At 33.7% G+C, this 17,517-nt stretch carries 14 protein-coding genes; 10 read left to right on the forward strand and 4 right to left on the reverse strand.

The window, feature by feature from the left end; all coding sequences use genetic code 11:
- The first annotated feature begins 47 nt into the window (after positions 1-47).
- The 7 genes from C1S72_RS08980 to C1S72_RS09010 all read left to right on the forward strand — a co-directional run bounded on the left by C1S72_RS08980 (position 48) and on the right by C1S72_RS09010 (position 9,201).
- Positions 48-1,184: an alpha/beta hydrolase gene (locus C1S72_RS08980; protein ID WP_104735272.1), complete on the forward strand. Its 1,137-nt coding sequence runs from the start codon at positions 48-50 to the stop codon at positions 1,182-1,184.
- Between the two features lie 87 nt (positions 1,185-1,271).
- The gene (locus C1S72_RS08985) at positions 1,272-2,480 is read left to right on the forward strand and encodes an alpha/beta hydrolase-fold protein (protein ID WP_104735273.1); all 1,209 of its coding nucleotides are present in this window, start codon (positions 1,272-1,274) and stop codon (positions 2,478-2,480) included.
- A gap of 71 nt (positions 2,481-2,551) precedes the next feature.
- Complete coding sequence (radA, locus tag C1S72_RS08990) at positions 2,552-3,913, forward strand: DNA repair protein RadA (protein WP_104735274.1); 1,362 nt, start codon at positions 2,552-2,554, stop codon at positions 3,911-3,913.
- A 70-nt stretch (positions 3,914-3,983) separates the two neighbouring features.
- Positions 3,984-7,418, forward strand: a complete 3,435-nt coding sequence (ileS, locus tag C1S72_RS08995) for an isoleucine--tRNA ligase (protein WP_104735844.1) — start codon at positions 3,984-3,986, stop codon at positions 7,416-7,418.
- A gap of 4 nt (positions 7,419-7,422) precedes the next feature.
- The gene (locus tag C1S72_RS09000) at positions 7,423-7,806 is read left to right on the forward strand and encodes a TraR/DksA family transcriptional regulator (protein WP_104735275.1); all 384 of its coding nucleotides are present in this window, start codon (positions 7,423-7,425) and stop codon (positions 7,804-7,806) included.
- 58 nt (positions 7,807-7,864) lie between these two features.
- Positions 7,865-8,488, forward strand: coding sequence for a DUF4097 family beta strand repeat-containing protein (locus tag C1S72_RS09005; protein ID WP_104735276.1), 624 nt, complete (start codon positions 7,865-7,867; stop codon positions 8,486-8,488).
- Positions 8,489-8,580: 92 nt separating this feature from the next.
- Positions 8,581-9,201 carry a lipoprotein signal peptidase gene (locus tag C1S72_RS09010; protein WP_104735277.1) on the forward strand — a complete coding sequence of 207 codons (621 nt, stop codon included), beginning with the start codon at positions 8,581-8,583 and terminating at the stop codon, positions 9,199-9,201.
- On the opposite strand, the gene C1S72_RS09015 is transcribed toward C1S72_RS09010, so the two are convergent.
- From C1S72_RS09015 to C1S72_RS09030, 4 genes are read right to left on the reverse strand one after another with little or no spacing between them, the layout of a single operon-like run.
- Positions 9,198-9,761, reverse strand: a complete 564-nt coding sequence (locus C1S72_RS09015; RefSeq protein ID WP_104735278.1) for a 5-formyltetrahydrofolate cyclo-ligase — start codon at positions 9,759-9,761, stop codon at positions 9,198-9,200. The two genes, C1S72_RS09010 and C1S72_RS09015, sit on opposite strands and share 4 nt — an antisense overlap.
- Positions 9,758-10,720: a succinylglutamate desuccinylase/aspartoacylase family protein gene (locus C1S72_RS09020; RefSeq protein ID WP_104735279.1), complete on the reverse strand. Its 963-nt coding sequence runs from the start codon at positions 10,718-10,720 to the stop codon at positions 9,758-9,760. Before C1S72_RS09020 ends, C1S72_RS09015 begins: the two co-directional genes overlap by 4 nt.
- A 6-nt stretch (positions 10,721-10,726) precedes the next feature.
- A complete protein-coding gene (rimK, locus tag C1S72_RS09025) occupies positions 10,727-11,599 on the reverse strand; it encodes a 30S ribosomal protein S6--L-glutamate ligase (RefSeq protein WP_104735280.1) in 873 nt (290 codons plus the stop codon).
- Positions 11,596-12,021 (reverse strand): ATP-dependent zinc protease family protein, encoded by a 426-nt coding sequence (locus tag C1S72_RS09030; RefSeq protein ID WP_104735281.1) that lies wholly within the window; start codon positions 12,019-12,021, stop codon positions 11,596-11,598. Before C1S72_RS09030 ends, rimK begins: the two co-directional genes overlap by 4 nt.
- A 122-nt stretch (positions 12,022-12,143) precedes the next feature.
- Here C1S72_RS09030 and uvrC point away from each other — a divergent pair, with 122 nt between their 5' ends.
- The 3 genes from uvrC (at position 12,144) to C1S72_RS09045 (ending at position 17,502) form a co-directional block, all read left to right on the forward strand.
- Positions 12,144-13,937 carry an excinuclease ABC subunit UvrC gene (gene uvrC / locus C1S72_RS09035; protein ID WP_104735282.1) on the forward strand — a complete coding sequence of 598 codons (1,794 nt, stop codon included), beginning with the start codon at positions 12,144-12,146 and terminating at the stop codon, positions 13,935-13,937.
- Positions 13,934-16,162: a patatin-like phospholipase family protein gene (locus tag C1S72_RS09040; RefSeq protein WP_104735283.1), complete on the forward strand. Its 2,229-nt coding sequence runs from the start codon at positions 13,934-13,936 to the stop codon at positions 16,160-16,162. Before uvrC ends, C1S72_RS09040 begins: the two co-directional genes overlap by 4 nt.
- A gap of 182 nt (positions 16,163-16,344) precedes the next feature.
- Positions 16,345-17,502, forward strand: a complete 1,158-nt coding sequence (locus C1S72_RS09045; protein WP_104735284.1) for a homogentisate 1,2-dioxygenase — start codon at positions 16,345-16,347, stop codon at positions 17,500-17,502.
- Positions 17,503-17,517: the final 15 nt, after the last annotated feature.

The raw sequence follows: 17,517 nt of genomic DNA on the forward strand, positions 1-17,517 counted from the left end.
ACTTTAGCCTTTATTTCATAACTTGCCATAAATATTTCAATTTAAAAATGAAAAAACTAGCCTTCTTTCTCACTACTATATTTGTGTTACAATCTGTTACATCTCAAGTAAATTTCGAGTCTTTTCAATCTTCAAAACTAGGAGAAACCAGAGATTTAAAAATTCTTCTTCCTAGAGGCTATAATCCTGAAGAGAAAACCGAATATCCTTTGGTTATTGTATTAGATGGTGATTATCTTTTTGAACCAGTAATTGGAAATATAGATTACCAGTCTTATTGGGATGACATGCCAGAATGTGTGGTTGTAGGAGTTAAACAAGCCGATACGAGGACGCTCGATTTTTCGTTTAGTGATGAAACCTTTCTGCCTTCATATGATGGTGCCAGTTTTTTTGAATTTATTGGAATGGAACTCATTCCCTATATTGAGGATTCTTACAGTGTTTCTGATTTTAGGATTGTAATTGGCCATGATTTAAGTGCCAATTTTATTAATTATTACCTGTTCAAGGAATATCCGTTATTTAGAGCCTATATTTCTTTAAGTCCAGATTTAGCACCTCAAATGGACATTCGTCTTCAGGAAAAATTGCCTGCGCTGCAAGAAGACACGTTTTATTATTTAGCGACTGCCGATGATGATATCAAGGCATTACATGCTAAAATTGTTTCAGCTAATGATTTGTTGAAAACTATTGATAATCCAAAACTGCATTATAGATTTGACAATTTTGAAGATGCTAACCATTATTCTCTGGTAGGTTTAGGTATTCCGAAAGCCATTAATGAAATATTTACACTTTATAAACCTATCAACCGATTGGAATATCAAGAAAAGGTTTTAACGTATGAAGAAGGTCCTTTTGCTTATTTGGAAAAAAAATATGAAGATATCAAGACGTTTTATGGTTTTGAGAAAAAACCTATAGAGAATGATTTTAGAGCTGTTGCGGCAGCGGCCAAGAAGCTTAATGATTTAGAGTCATTAGAAAGTTTATCTAAAATGGCTAGAAAAGAATATCCTGAATCTATGATTAGTGCCTATTATACAGGGATGTATTTTGAAGAAAAAGGAAATATTAAAAAAGCATTGCAATACTACAATAGCGGTCTTTTATTAACGCCATCAGAATTTATTGACAAAGAAATGCTTTTGGAAAAAACCTATGAACTTCAAGATTAAATTTCAAAAACAGTGCATTTCATCGAATATATTTGCACTTTAAAGAATAATTAGTACTTTTATAGCCCAAATCTTAACCTACTAATTATGAAAAGAGCTGTACTTATTACGCTGTTTTTAACTTTTTCTGTGTCGTTGTTTGCTCAAACAACTATTAAAGAATTTAAATCAGGAAAGTTAAATTCCACAAGACAATTAAAAATTAAGCTTCCTAAAGATTATGATGATACTTCAACAATAAAGTATCCGTTAATAATTGTATTTGATGGCGATTATCTCTTTGGTCCTGTAGTTGGGCAAACACAATTTCAAACCTATTTTGATGAAATGCCAGGCTGCATTGTTGTAGGTATTTCCCAAGGTAAAGAAAGACCATACGATAGTCTGGTTGACGAAGTTACGGGTCTGCCTTTTGAGTCAGGAGCTCGTTTTTTTGAGTTTATTGGTCAGGAATTAATACCTTATTTAGATGCAAAATATAATACAAGCAAGTTCCGTGTAGCGGTTGGTCATAATATTATGGGGAATTTTATTAATTCTTTTATGATGAAAGATCTTCCGCTATTTCATGCTTATGTAAATTTGAGTCCTGATTTGGTTGGTTCTATGGGTGAGAATATTTCAAATCGTTTGAAGTGGGCAAAGAGTGATGTGTTTTACTACATGGCTACGAGTTCTAAAGATAAAAAGCGATTGAGAGAAGAAATTTTAGAAACAAATGAAAGAATCAAAGCGTTAGATAATCCTAAACTAACCTATTATTTTGATGATTTTGAAGGAGAATCCCATTACACATTAGTAACTGGGGCTGTTTCTAAAGCTTTTGATAAAATCTTTGAAATGTATAAACCACTTCACGAAAAGGAACTTACCGAAAAGGTACTTCCTTTTGATGGTACTCTGGATGAATATTTAGTTTCACGTTATGACCGTATTGAAGAGCTTTTCGGTATTGTAAAACCTATATCAGAAGAAGAGTTTCAAAAAGTAGTTGCTGTTGCTGATGAAAGAGAAGATATTGAGTCTTTACAAAAATTGGGTAAGTTGGCAAACAAGCAAAACCCAGATTTACTGCTTGGTAATTACTATTTGGCATTACATGCTGAAAAAACAGAAAAGCCTAAAAAAGCAGTTAAATTTTATGAAGCGGCTTTAGCACTAAATGAAACTGAGGCAATAAAAAAGGATCTTATTCAAACTAATATGGATGCTTTATTGACTCAAATTTCTAAAAGCAAAGAAAAGGACAAGGACAAAGAGATTGAAGAAAGTGAAGTTGTAGCTGAATCAGACTAACAAAAACTCTTAAAAACTATTTGCATTTACAATAGAATAATAATTACTTTAGCCTAAATAAATTATATTTTTTGGCTAAAGTAAAAACAACCTTTTATTGTCAGAATTGTGGGTCGCAATATGCCAAATGGCAAGGTCAGTGCAATGCTTGTAAAGAGTGGAACACTATTGCCGAAGAAGTTATTCAGAAACCTGAAAAAAGCGATTGGAAATCTACCTCTTCGGCTAAATCGAAACGTACTTCTAAACCACTATTAATTAATGAAATTGATGCCTCGCAAGATGCCAGAATGCAAACCAACGATGCCGAATTTAACCGTGTTTTAGGTGGTGGCATTGTACCAGGATCATTAACACTTTTGGGAGGCGAACCAGGTATTGGTAAAAGTACACTGCTATTGCAAATAGCCTTAAAATTACCCTACAAAACGCTTTATGTTTCAGGAGAAGAAAGTCAGAAGCAAATAAAAATGCGCGCCGAACGCATTAATCCCAATAGTAACAACTGCTACATTCTTACAGAAACTAAAACTCAAAATATTTTCAAACAAATTGAGGATTTAGAACCAGATATTGTAGTAGTCGATTCAATTCAAACACTTCATAGTGATTATATTGAATCCTCATCTGGAAGTATTTCTCAAATAAAGGAATGTACTACCGAACTTATAAAATTTGCTAAAGAAACAGCTACACCAGTTGTATTAATTGGTCATATTACTAAAGACGGAAATATTGCAGGGCCAAAAATTTTGGAGCATATGGTTGATACTGTTTTACAATTTGAAGGCGATCGTAACCATGTGTTTAGAATACTTCGAGCTAATAAAAATCGTTTTGGCTCAACCAACGAACTGGGTATTTATGAAATGCAAGGTTCAGGTCTTCGAGAGGTTTCTAATCCTTCAGAAATTTTGATTTCGAAAAAAGACGAAGAACTATCAGGAAATGCCATTGCAGCCACTTTAGAAGGTATGCGACCACTCATGATTGAAGTTCAAGCGCTAGTTAGTACGGCCGTTTATGGAACGCCTCAACGTTCTGCAACTGGTTTTAACGCTAAACGTTTAAATATGTTACTGGCTGTTTTAGAAAAACGAGCAGGCTTCAGACTTGGAGCTAAAGATGTTTTTCTAAATATTACAGGTGGTATAACGGTTGATGATCCAGCTATAGATTTAGCTGTAGTTGCAGCCATATTATCTTCGAATGAAGATGAAGCGTTACAAAAAGATTATTGCTTTGCCGCAGAAGTAGGTTTGTCGGGAGAAATTCGTCCTGTGCAACGTGTGGAGCAGCGCATTCTTGAGGCTGAAAAACTTGGGTTTTCTACCATTTTTGTATCTAAATACAATAAAATAGCTTTAAAAAATACAGTTATCAAAATTCAAATGATTTCCAAAATTGAGGATTTGGTAAGTTTTATTGTTTAAAAAGCTCTAAACCAAAGGCTGTTTTATCAAAATTCATTAATTTCGCAGGTCGAAAAGAATGAATGTACTCATGAGCACGAAATTTCCTGAATATAAAGGACTTGACTTACCAAAAGTAGCTGAAGAAATTCACGGCTATTGGGAAGAACATAATGTATTTGAAAAAAGCATTACTACACGTGAAGGCAAGAAGCCGTATGTGTTTTTTGAAGGACCACCTTCAGCAAATGGATTGCCTGGTGTACATCACGTTTTAGCACGTGCTATAAAAGACATCTTTCCACGATACAAAACCATGAAAGGTTACCAAGTAAAGCGCAAAGCTGGTTGGGATACGCACGGATTGCCAATTGAACTAGGTGTGGAAAAAGAATTGGGGATTACTAAAGAAGATATTGGTAAAACCATTTCGGTTGAAGATTACAACGCTGCCTGCCGTAAAGCGGTTATGCGTTATACCGATGTTTGGAACGACCTTACACAAAAAATGGGTTATTGGGTTGATATGGACGATCCATATATTACCTACGAACCTAAATATATGGAATCCGTTTGGTGGTTGCTCAAACAAATTTACACTAAAAATTTGCTGTATAAAGGTTACACCATTCAGCCGTATTCTCCAAAAGCTGGTACAGGATTAAGTTCACATGAGCTAAATCAACCAGGAACCTACCAAGATGTCACAGATACAACGGTTGTTGCGCAGTTTAAAGCTAATGAAGCATCGCTTCCGGACTTTTTACAAAACGAAGGAACCATTTATTTCTTGGCTTGGACTACTACACCTTGGACGCTTCCTAGTAATACAGCCTTAACAGTTGGGCCTAAAATTGATTATGTGTTAGTTGAAACGATTAATCCATATACATTAAAAGTTAATAAGGTAATTCTTGCAAAGAACCTTTTCTCTAACCACTTTGTTGATGAGTTAGGAGGAGAAGTAAAAGTCGGAAAATCTCAAAAGGTAGAAGAATACTCCGAAGACACATCAATTCTTTTTAAAGGAGGAAAGCCGAAAGAATGGAGAATATTAAAAGAATTTAAAGGGAAAGATTTAGTAGGCATCACTTACGAGCAGTTATTGCCATACGCCTTACCACATGACAATCCTGAATATGCGTTTAGAGTCATTGCAGGTGATTTTGTAACAACTGAAGACGGAACAGGAATTGTTCATACAGCACCAACCTTTGGTGCAGACGATGCCTTGGTTGCTAAACAAGCTACTCCAGAAGTACCACCAATGTTAGTGAAAGACGACAATGGGAATTTAGTACCATTGGTTGATTTACAAGGAAAATTCAGGCCAGAAATGGGTGAATTTGCAGGTAAGTATGTAAAAAACGAATATTACAATGATGGTGAGGCACCAGAAAAATCTGTTGATGTTGAGTTGGCCATCAAATTAAAAACCGAAAATAAAGCCTTTAAGGTTGAAAAATATAAGCATAGCTATCCTAACTGCTGGCGAACTGATAAGCCAATTCTTTACTATCCATTAGATTCTTGGTTTATTAAAGTAACCGATGTTAAGGACAGAATGTTTGAATTGAACGAAACCATTAATTGGAAACCAAAAGCAACAGGAACTGGTCGTTTTGGAAATTGGTTAGCTAATGCCAACGATTGGAACTTATCGCGTTCGCGTTATTGGGGAATTCCGTTGCCAATTTGGAGAACCGAAGATGGTAAAGAAGAAATCTGTATCGGTTCGGTTGAAGAACTAAAAGCTGAAATGGCTAAAGCTGTTGAGGCTGGTGTAATGAAAGCTGATATTTTTGCTGATTTTGAAGTAGGAAACAATTCTGAAGAAAACTATGCAAAGTTAGATTTACACAAAAACATTGTTGATGAAATTGTGCTTGTGTCACCATCAGGACAACCAATGAAGCGTGAAAGCGACTTAATTGATGTTTGGTTTGATTCAGGTTCTATGCCTTATGCACAATGGCATTATCCTTTTGAAAACAAAGAAAAAATAGACAACAACACTTCATTCCCTGCCGATTTTATCGCAGAAGGTGTAGACCAAACTAGAGGTTGGTTCTATACGCTACATGCTATTGGAACTATGGTGTTTGATTCGGTGGCATACAAAAATGTGGTGTCTAACGGATTGGTTCTTGATAAAAACGGACAGAAAATGTCTAAACGTCTTGGAAATGCTACAGACCCATTTGAAACCTTATCAACTTATGGTGCCGATGCCACACGTTGGTACATGATTTCAAACGCAAATCCTTGGGATAACCTAAAATTTGATGTAGATGGCATTGAGGAAGTAAAACGCAAATTCTTCGGAACACTTTACAATACCTACTCATTTTTCAGTTTATATACCAATTTAGATAAGTTTAATTACAGTGAGGCTGATATTCCATTGCAAGAACGTCCAGAGTTAGATCGTTGGATTTTATCAGAATTACACACCTTAATTCAAAAAGTAGACACATTCTATTCAGAATACGAACCTACTAAAGCAGCCAGAGCTATTTCAGACTATACACAAGAGTATTTGAGTAACTGGTATGTGCGTTTAAGTAGAAGACGTTTTTGGAAAGGCGATTATCAAACCGATAAAATTTCGGCTTATCAAACGCTTTACACCTGTATGGTCACTATCGCAAAGTTAGGAGCACCAATTGCACCTTTCTTTATGGATAAACTGTATTTAGATTTAAACTCGGTTACCAACAAAGAATCGTTTGAGAGTATTCATCTTGCCGATTTCCCAGTCTTTGATGAGACTTATATAGATAAGAGTTTAGAACGCAAAATGGAAGCGGCTCAAACAATTTCATCTTTAGTATTGTCGTTAAGGGCTAAAGAAAAGATTAAGGTACGTCAGCCGTTACAAAAGATTATGATTCCAATTGATTCAAATCAGCAAAAAGAAGAGATTTTGGCTGTAGCTGATTTAATTAAACATGAAGTTAACATAAAAGATATTGAGCTTTTAGAAGATGCTTCTGATATTTTGGTGAAACAGATTAAACCTAATTTTAAAGTATTAGGTCCACGTTTTGGGAAGGATATGAAGGCCGTTTCTGCTGAAATTCAAAAGTTTAATGCTGAAGACATAAAAAAAATCGAGCAAAATGGTGTTTTAGACGTTGAAGTTAACGGAAAAAATATTACTTTAGAACTCGAAGATGTTGAGATTACATCACAAGACATTGAAGGTTGGTTAGTTGCTAATGAAGGTGCATTAACTGTTGCTCTAGATGTCACAATTTCTGAAGATTTACGCAGAGAAGGGATTGCTCGTGAGCTCGTAAATCGTATTCAAAATTTACGTAAAGATTCAGGATTTGAAGTCACAGACAGAATTGATGTGATGCTTCAAAAAGAAGACAATATTGTTAATGCAGTCCGAGCTAATATGGAATATATAAAAGCGGAGACTTTAACGGAAGAATTAGAAATTAAAGATCAAATAAATAGTGGTATTGAAATCGCTTTTGATGATATAAATACCAAGTTGTTTATTCAAAAACATTAAAATTATGGCAGTAGATTCAAATGTAAGATATTCAGATAAGGATTTAGCAGAATTTAAGGAGCTAATACAAGAGAAGATAAAAAAAGCACAGCACGATTTAGAGCTTATAAAAAGTGCCTATATGAATGACCTTAACAATGGAACTGATGATACATCACCCACATTTAAGGCGTTTGAAGAGGGTAGTGAAACCATGAGTAAAGAAGCGAATTCACAGCTGGCAATTCGTCAAGAAAAGTTTATTCGAGACCTTAAAAATGCGTTAATTAGAATTGAAAACAAAACGTATGGTGTTTGTCGTGTAACAGGTAAACTTATAAGTAAGGAACGTTTAAAACTAGTTCCTCATGCTACACTGAGTATTGAAGCTAAAAATATGCAGCAATAAATCTGAATCAGATAAAATTTTAAAACGCTTCAAAACATCCTTGGAGCGTTTTTTTATTATGAAGTATTATTTTACCGTTTTTTTATTAATTGTTATATCATGGCAAGCTTGTGCGCAAAAACATATAGCAAAAAATCTTGATGCATCTCACATTTCAAACATTAAGATCAATGGTAATAATTTGTTTAAAATCAATATTACTTCCCAAGCAACTAGCAATATTGATATGCTATTGAAAGTAGAGGGAGAAGATAACGAACAGATATTACTTCTTTCACGGGTTCAAAATGACACACTATATCTAGCAAGCTCTTATCAACCTTTATTTACACCACCAGACAACAAATCCAGTGCTCATAAACAAATATCCATAGAGTTGGTATTGCAGATTCCCGAAAATGTCAATTTATTTTTAGAAAGTGATATTGCTTCTGTTTTTATTTCGGGAAATTATCATGATGTACTCATTGAACTATTAAATGGGCATTTTAAAACAAGTCAGTTTTTGGGTAACCTAGTTGTCAATACCTTACTGGGAGATATTTATGTTGAAACCAATTATGCCGTAGTTGATTGCTATACAAGAAAAGGTGCTGTTTTTCAGGAAAAATTGGTTGCTGGAGAAAATCAAATTTCGTTAAATTCAGTTAATGGCGACATAACCGTAACTAAAACTGAATAATATTTCTATTTTTGTGCTTCATTTTCAAATCAATGGCTTCAATTTAAGCCCAAATATAAATTTAAAAGATTGCCACTTTCTTGGTGAATATTATGTCCCTAAAAAAATCCATTCTTTTTATTATTATTATTTTATTGATTGATCAGGTTAGTAAAATTTATATAAAAACACATTTTGTGTTAGGAGAAGATGTTGAAGTCTTTTCTTGGTTCAAGCTATATTTTGTGGAAAATGACGGTATGGCTTGGGGAACAAAAATTAGTGATTTCATCTCTTTTATTAGTGACCGTAAGGCAAAAATTGCCTTAACTGTCTTTAGAATTATAGCCATATGTGGAATAGGCTATTGGCTATATAATGCAACAAAAAAACAAAATTCAAGAGTTTTGATTTGGGCTGTAGCATTAATATTTGCTGGTGCTATGGGTAATATTATTGACTCTGTGTTTTACGGTGTGTTGTTTAATGATAGTTATGGGCAAGTCGCTTCATTTTTGCCCAAAGCAGGTGGTTATGATAGTTTGTTACACGGAAAAGTAGTTGATATGCTCTATTTTCCATTATGGAAAGGTTATTTGCCAGACTGGTTACCATTTTATGGTGGTAAATATTTTACTTTTTTTGAGCCTGTTTTTAATATAGCAGATGTAGCCATAAGTACAGGTTTTGGGTTACTAATAGTTTTTAATAAAAGGGCTTTTAAAAGCAATTAAAACTTATAAGTTTTGTCAGGTGTTGTACAGTAGTTCAAGCGAATGTCACTTTCAAAAACATCTTTAATATCTTCTTCAGCTTCAAAAAAAGACAATCCAATTTTTAAGGCTTCAGGTTTGCACGTAGCTAAAAATTTATCATAAAACCCTTTGCCATAACCTACTCGGTGACCTTGCTTATCAAATGCTAAAAGCGGTACAAATACAACGTCTATTTTTTCAGCAGAAACTTCAATGCCATCTAATGGTTCTGGAATATTGTATTTGTTTTTTTTTATGGTTGTATTATCTGTTAGTAAATAATGAGTCATTGAAAAGTCACCGAAATCAGATTTTGAAATGGCAATATTCTTATCTTTTCCAGATAGAATATTTAATAAGTAATCACTATTAACTTCATTTTGTTCAGTAATAGATAAAAAAACATGGTAAAATGAAGCGTCCCAAATATTCAATTGAAGCAGTCTGTTAGCTATTTTTAAGCTTAAATCATCCACGGTCGCTTGACTTAAAGCCTTACGCTTGGATTTGTAGATGTTTCGGAGTTCAGATTTGGTCATTTTAATTTAGTAGTAATATGGAAAAGCGCATCACCTTGATATACTATAGGTGATTCGTTTACATTTATGACATAACCAGAATGAGCTGCTTTTACAAAATGATTAAATTTACCATAAGGGTCTGTTATATTCCCAATGATATCATCTTTTTCAACTTGAGAATTGATGGCTATTGAGGCTTTGAACATCCCAGAATAATTTGCGCGATGCCATTTGCTTTGTGAAATAAAAACACAATCTTTTTTAGGTTTTGTTACTTTGAATTTTGAGCCTAACATCCCAAAGTCATGCAAAATACGCTTGGCACCATTTACACCTGTGTTGGTTACGTTTGCATCAATGTAATAAGATTTTCCACCTTCAAAAAGTAACATCGGAATCCCTAGTTTATAGCAGGTGTTCCTGAAGGATTTTTTAAGGTTTTTCGAGTATAAAACAAAAGGTGCGCCAAAGGTTTTTGCCCAGGCATCCAGTTTAGGATTGTTTTTAGCAATCCGTATTTGAGGTGCATTAAAACGTCCAGATCCACCAGTGTGAAAGTCCATAACGAAATCTACTTGCGTGACCACTTCATTTACCAGTTTATAAGCTACTCGACTAGCCAGCGAACCTCTTTTAATTCCCGGAAAGACCCTATTTAAATCACGACCATCTGGAAACTCACGTTTCATATTTATAAAACCAAAAATATTGATGACTGGAATACAAATAATAGTACCACATTTTGGCTTATTGATACCTTTAGCAATCAATTGCCTCACGATTTCTACACCATTAACTTCATCACCATGAATACCGGCAGTAAATAAAATAGTTGGACCAGGTTTTTTGGAACGTTCCACAATGATAGGGACATCTATAGCTGAAGCCGTATGTAGTTTGGCAACATCAAAATTGAGCTCATAACTTTTGCCAGGTAGAATGGGCGTTCCTAAAATAGTAATTGGTTTTACTGGCATAATATTTTACCTATTTCGTTCTATAAAAGTAATAATGGCTCTCGCAATATTTTTGTGTGTAGCGCCTTCAATACCTTCTAATCCGGGTGTTGAATTTACTTCAAGTAATAAAGGACCTCTTGCAGATTGTAACATATCAACTCCACATACAGGAAGTTTTAGCGCTTTTGAAGCGTTCATAGCCAAACGCAGCTCATCTTCATTCAATTTTATAATATTGGCTGAACCACCACGATGTAAATTTGAACGAAATTCACCTTCTTTACCTTGTCGTTTCATGGCGCCAACTACTTGACCATCTACTATTAGTGCGCGAATATCGGCACCTTTGGCTTCTTTTATAAATTCTTGTACAATTACGCGAGCTTCTAATCCATTAAAAGCTTCCAAAACCGATTCGGCAGCATTTTTGGTTTCAGCTAAAACAACGCCAAGGCCTTGAGTACCTTCTAATAGTTTAATAATTACTGGAACACCACCAACATGCTCAATAACTTCTTCAACATCACGAGAATAATTGGTAAAAACCGTTTTTGGCATTCCAATTCCTGCTTTACTTAAACGTTGTAAGCTTCGTAACTTGTCACGAGAGCGTTGAATGGCATCAGAAGTTACAATAGTAAAGACATTCATCATTTCAAATTGTCTAACTACAGCACAACCGTAAAAAGTGACTGAAGAACCAATTCTAGGAATAATGGCATCAACATAATCTAAATAACGATCTTTATAATAAATAGTTGGCTTTTCCTTTTCAATGATAATATCACATTTTAAAGGATCAATCACTTCCATTTTATGGTTGCGTTTTTCACCTTCTTCAACTAGACGTTGGGTTGAGTACAAATTTGGATTTCTGGAAAGAATAACAATGTTCATGCTTGCTTTTTGTTAAATGAAATATTTTGCTCGTCAACATCAACCAGAAATTTTTTGTTTAAAAACTGTCTGCCAATAAGAACAGGAAACTTCATATCATCCCGAGTGCTTAAAGTTAAGTTAATCTTATACGTTTTTCCAAAGAATATGACTTCAGATTTTATTTTAAATCTATTTTCCTTGTAACCATTACTACTTTTAACATCTGTTCTCGAATACTGTTTAAAAACGACTTCCTTACCACTAAAGTTTGGATGTCCTTTGCTATAAAAGGTGCATTTTAGGCCAGTTTCCTCTTCAATTATCTGCGAACAATGAATGGCCGATGTATAAGCACCAGTGTCTATTTTAGCATCAATATTAAATAATTCCAATTTTGGAAAGTCGATTTTATCAACGCGTCCAACAATTTGTTTTGTCATTAAAAAAAATTTTAAAAAAGTGGCGCAAGGTAGGAAATTGAAACTAGTAAAAGCATACTTTTATTATAAAAGTTTACCTGTAATTAATCTGCTACAAAATAGAAATAATTACCTTTGAGGTAATGCCAAAAAGAGAGTTAGACATACAATTAAAAACCCTACCAAACGAGCCTGGTGTTTACCAGTATTTCGATAAGGAAGGTGCTATTTTATACGTTGGGAAGGCTAAAAATTTAAAAAAGCGTGTAAGTTCCTATTTCACCAAACAGCATGACAATGGTAAGACACGAGTTTTGGTAAAAAAGATTGCAGATATAAAGCATATAGTGGTGAACACTGAAACCGATGCGCTTTTACTAGAAAACAATCTTATCAAAAAACACAGGCCACGCTACAATGTGTTGTTGAAAGATGATAAGTCATATCCTTGGATTTGTATAAAAAAAGAGCGATTCCCTCGTGTGTTTTCAACGAGACGTGTAATAAAGGATGGATCAGAATATTTTGGTCCTTATACCAGTATGAAAACGGTTTCAACTTTATTGGATTTAATTAGAGGCTTGTTTTTGTTACGAACCTGCAATTACGACTTATCACAGGATAAAATTGATGCCGGAAAGTATAAGGTTTGTCTAGAATATCATCTGGGAAATTGTAAAGGCCCTTGCGAAGGATTTGAATCCGAAGCAGAATATCATGGAAATATTGAATCAATTAGAGAGATTTTAAAAGGAAATTTTAAAACATCTCTTAATCAGTTTAAAGCACAAATGCATGTTTATGCCGAAGATATGCGCTTTGAAGATGCCCAAAAAATAAAGGAAAAAATAGATGTTTTAGAAAACTATCAAGCCAAGTCAACAATCGTAAATCCAAAGATTAGTAATGTCGATGTATTTTCGGTTGTGAGTGATGAAAGCTATGCTTATATTAATTTTTTACAACTATCATATGGCTCTATTATTCGCTCACATACATTAGAAATTAAAAAAAAACTGGATGAAACCGATAAGGAGCTTTTGGAGTTGGCTATAACTGAAATCAGACAGCGTTTTCATTCTAATTCTAAAGAAATTTATGTGCCGTTTAAAGTGGATTTAGGTGAAGATTTAAAAGTCACAATTCCAAAATTAGGCGATAAAAAACGTATTTTAGAGCTGTCGGTTCGCAATGCCAAATATTACCGTTTGGAACAGTTAAAACAAGTTAAAATTGTAGACCCAGACCGTCATACCAATAGAATTATGGCGCAAATGAAATCGGACTTACGATTATCTGAAGAGCCACGACATATTGAGTGTTTTGACAATTCCAACATACAAGGAACTAATCCTGTTGCAGCTTGTGTGGTGTTTAAAAACGGGAAGCCTTCTAAAAAAGATTACAGACATTTTAATATTAAAACAGTCGAAGGCCCAGATGATTTCGCTTCTATGGAGGAAGTGGTTTATAGACGTTATAAAAGATTACTTGATGAAGAGCAACCGTTGCCACAACTAATTATAATTGATGGAGGCAAAGGACAATTATCTTCTGCGTTAAAAAGTTTAGATGCACTTGAATTACGTGGTAAAATTGCGATAATCGGAATTGCAAAGCGTTTAGAAGAATTATTTTATCCAGACGACCCAATTCCTTTATATTTAGATAAGAAAAGTGAAACGCTTAAGATTATTCAGCAATTACGAAATGAAGCACACAGATTTGGAATTGAACACCACAGAAATAAACGTAGTAAAAGCGCGTTAAACACAGAATTGGAAACCATTCCAGGTATAGGAGAGAAAACAGTTGTTGAATTATTAAAACAATTTAAATCTGTAAAACGTATTTCAAAAGCTACTTTAAAAGAATTAGAGACCGTTGTTGGATTGTCAAGAGCACAAAAAATACATAGTTATTACAACAAAAAATGAAGCAACTACTATTACTTATATTATTCTTTTTTACTCTTGTCGGTTTTTCACAGGAAGCAAACCAACAAGAAGTAAGAGTTGGTTTGGTCTTAAGTGGTGGTGGTGCTAAAGGGTTGGCACATATTGGTGTTCTTAAGGTTATTGATAGTTTGGGTATTAAAGTAGATTATATTGCTGGTACCAGTATGGGAGCAATAGTAGGCTCACTATATGCATCTGGTTATTCAGGAAAAGATATTGATTCAATTTTTGAGGATGTAGATTTTGACAAGATTATTAATGACAATCTACCACGAGCAGCCAAAACATTTTATGAGCGAGATAATTCTGAAAAATATGCTGTTACCCTCCCCTTTGATAAATTTAAGCTAAAATTGCCTTCTGCACTATCGCGTGGTCAAAACACTTTGAGCCTATTGTCGAAATTAACATTGCACGTTTGTGATGTTGAAGATTTCAGTAAACTACCTATTCCGTTTTTTTGTATCGCAACTAATGTTGAAACTGGAAAGGCCGTTATTCTGGATAAAGGAAGTTTGCCCCAAGCTATAACGGCAAGTGGAGCTTTTCCATCGCTTTTTCAACCTGTAATTATTGACGACCAAATTTTAATTGATGGTGGTGTGGTAAATAACTATCCAATTGACGAGTTGAAAGCGAAAGGTATGAATGTTATCATTGGAGTAGATGTTCAGGATGATTTAGCAACGCGAGATGAACTTAAATCGGCACCAGATATTCTACTTCAAATCAATAACTACAGAACCATCAATGATATGAAGGAAAAAGCCAAGAAAACAGATGTTTATATTAAACCAGATATCACCGAGTACACAGTTATTTCCTTTAATGATGGTGATAAAATAATTAAAAATGGTGAGTTGGCTGCCATAAAGAAAAGAGATGCTTTGGGTAAAATAGCATCCATGCAAACTCAAAAAAAGGAATCCTTTGAGACTATAAAGCCAATAGACAGTGTAAAAATCAATTCTATACTAATTGATGGAAATGAAAAGTACACCAGAGCCTACGTTTTAGGAAAGCTAAAGTTTAAGCAAGAAGAAACTATAAAATACTCAAGACTGGTAGAAGGGGTAAATAATTTATCGGCAACAAATAATTTTGAGAGTGTTATTCATCAATTAAAAACCTCTTCAGATAAAAGTGGTTATGATTTGTACTTTACACTTAAAGAAAGTTCTCAAAGAACCTTTTTAAAACTGGGAATTCATTATGATGATTTATACAAAAGTGCAGCATTAATAAACCTTACCAGAAAACAATTATTGTTCAATAACGATGTGGTATCATTTGATTTTATTTTGGGAGATAATATTCGTTATAATTTTGAATATTATATCGACAAAGGATTTTATTGGAGTATTGGTTTACTATCAAGATTTAATCAATTTGAAAAAAACATACCTGTTTCTGCATTGTTAACTGATGAAGATTTAGCTGATATTGATGTTAATAAACTAGATGTTGAACTAAATGATTTTACCAATCAATTCTATTTACAAACCTTATTTAGAAAAGACTTTGCTTTAACCCTTGGAGCCGAGCATAAGCGTCTTAAAATCTTATCTGAAACCATTACTCCTAATGCCAATGATGATGCGACGATATTTGAAAATAGTGATTATTTGAGCTTATTTGGTAAATTGAAATTTGACACTTATGACAACAAGTACTTTCCCAATGAAGGTATATTGTTTGATGGTGACTTTCATCTATATCTATATTCATCAGATTTTAATAATAACTTTAGCGAATACTCAATAGCCAAAGCAACTATTGGATATACGCATAGTTTTGGAAATTTTTCGACTAATTTAACAACTCAAGGCGGTTTTACTATTGGCGAAGACACGTCACCATATTTAAACTTTGTGTTGGGTGGCTATGGAAATAACCTCATAAATAATTTCAAATCATTTTACGGATATGATTATTTGTCTATTCCAGGAAATAGTTTTGTAAAAGGTGTTATTACTTTTGATTATGAATTGTTTAAAAAACACCATATTAATTTTGCTGCCAATTATGCCAATGTAGCCGATAATATTTTTGATACCGGAGAATGGATAACCTCTCCCAATTATTCGGGCTACGCTTTAGGGTATTCTTTAGAAACATTTTTAGGTCCAATAGAGGCAAAATACTCATGGTCACCTGAAATAAAAACCGGAATATGGTATTTTAATTTAGGGTTTTGGTTTTAGTAGGTTTCGTTTAAAAATCTTAATGTTAACTCATAATTTTTCACGATATTTGTAGATATATGAAACTTTTTTGGCAAGATTTATTAACTGTTTTAAAATTTCTAATAAAAAGAAACCCTGAATGATAGCCCATCATTTCTTTGATTTAGAAAAAACCCTTATTTTAATTAAAACTACACATTATGCCATTTTATCATAAATTAGGAAAAATACCTCCTAAAAGACATATTCAATTTAGAAAAAAAGATGGGAGTTTGTATTACGAACAACTCTTTGGGACTATAGGTTTTGACGGTATGTCAACCAATAGCTATCATGAGCAGAGACCAACACAGGTTAAAGAAATTAAAAAGCAGTATAGCATTGCTCCAAAAGTTGCTAAAAATAACAATATTCAATCATACCGTTTTCATGGATTCAAAGTTCCACAAGTAAACGATTATTTAGAAAGCAGAAAGGTTGTATTAACTAATAGCGATTGTAATATCATTCTAGCTGCTCCCAAAAAATCAACAAAAGACTATTTTTATAAAAACACAGATGCTGATGAATTAATTTTTGTACATCGTGGAACAGGCAAATTACGAACCATGCTAGGTAATCTTGATTTTAAATATGGTGATTACTTGCTAGTTCCTAGAGGGATCATTTATAAAATAGATTTTGATACGGAAGATAATAGACTTTTTATAGTTGAATCGTATTCGCCTATTTATACACCTAAACGATACCGGAATTGGTTTGGGCAGTTACTTGAGCATTCTCCTTTCTGTGAACGCGATATTAGACAGCCTTATGAATTAGAGACCAATAACGAAAATGGAGATTTTTTAATTAAAGTAAAAAAACAAAATGATATTATCGAAATGGTTTATGCCTCACATCCTTTTGATGTGGTAGGATATGACGGATTTAATTATCCATATGCCTTTTCAATTCATGATTTTGAACCTATCACTGGAAGAATACATCAGCCACCACCAGTGCACCAAACTTTTGAAACCAATGCCTTTGTGGTGTGCAGTTTTGTGCCAAGATTATATGATTACCATCCAGAATCAATACCAGCACCTTACAATCACAGTAATATAGATAGTGATGAGGTTTTGTATTATGTTGATGGCGATTTTATGAGTCGAAATGATATTGATGCTGGTCACATTTCATTGCATCCAGCAGGTATTCCTCATGGTCCACACCCAGGAGCGACTGAACGCAGTATAGGTAAAGTGAAAACAGACGAATTAGCAGTAATGGTTGATACATTTAAACCATTGAAAGTAACAGAAGAAGCTTTAAAAATAGCAGATGAAGATTATTTTAAATCTTGGTTGGAATAGTAAAATTTAAATAAG

This window comes from Hanstruepera ponticola (assembly GCF_002940745.1).
Taxonomy (GTDB): Bacteria; Bacteroidota; Bacteroidia; order Flavobacteriales; family Flavobacteriaceae; genus Hanstruepera; species Hanstruepera ponticola.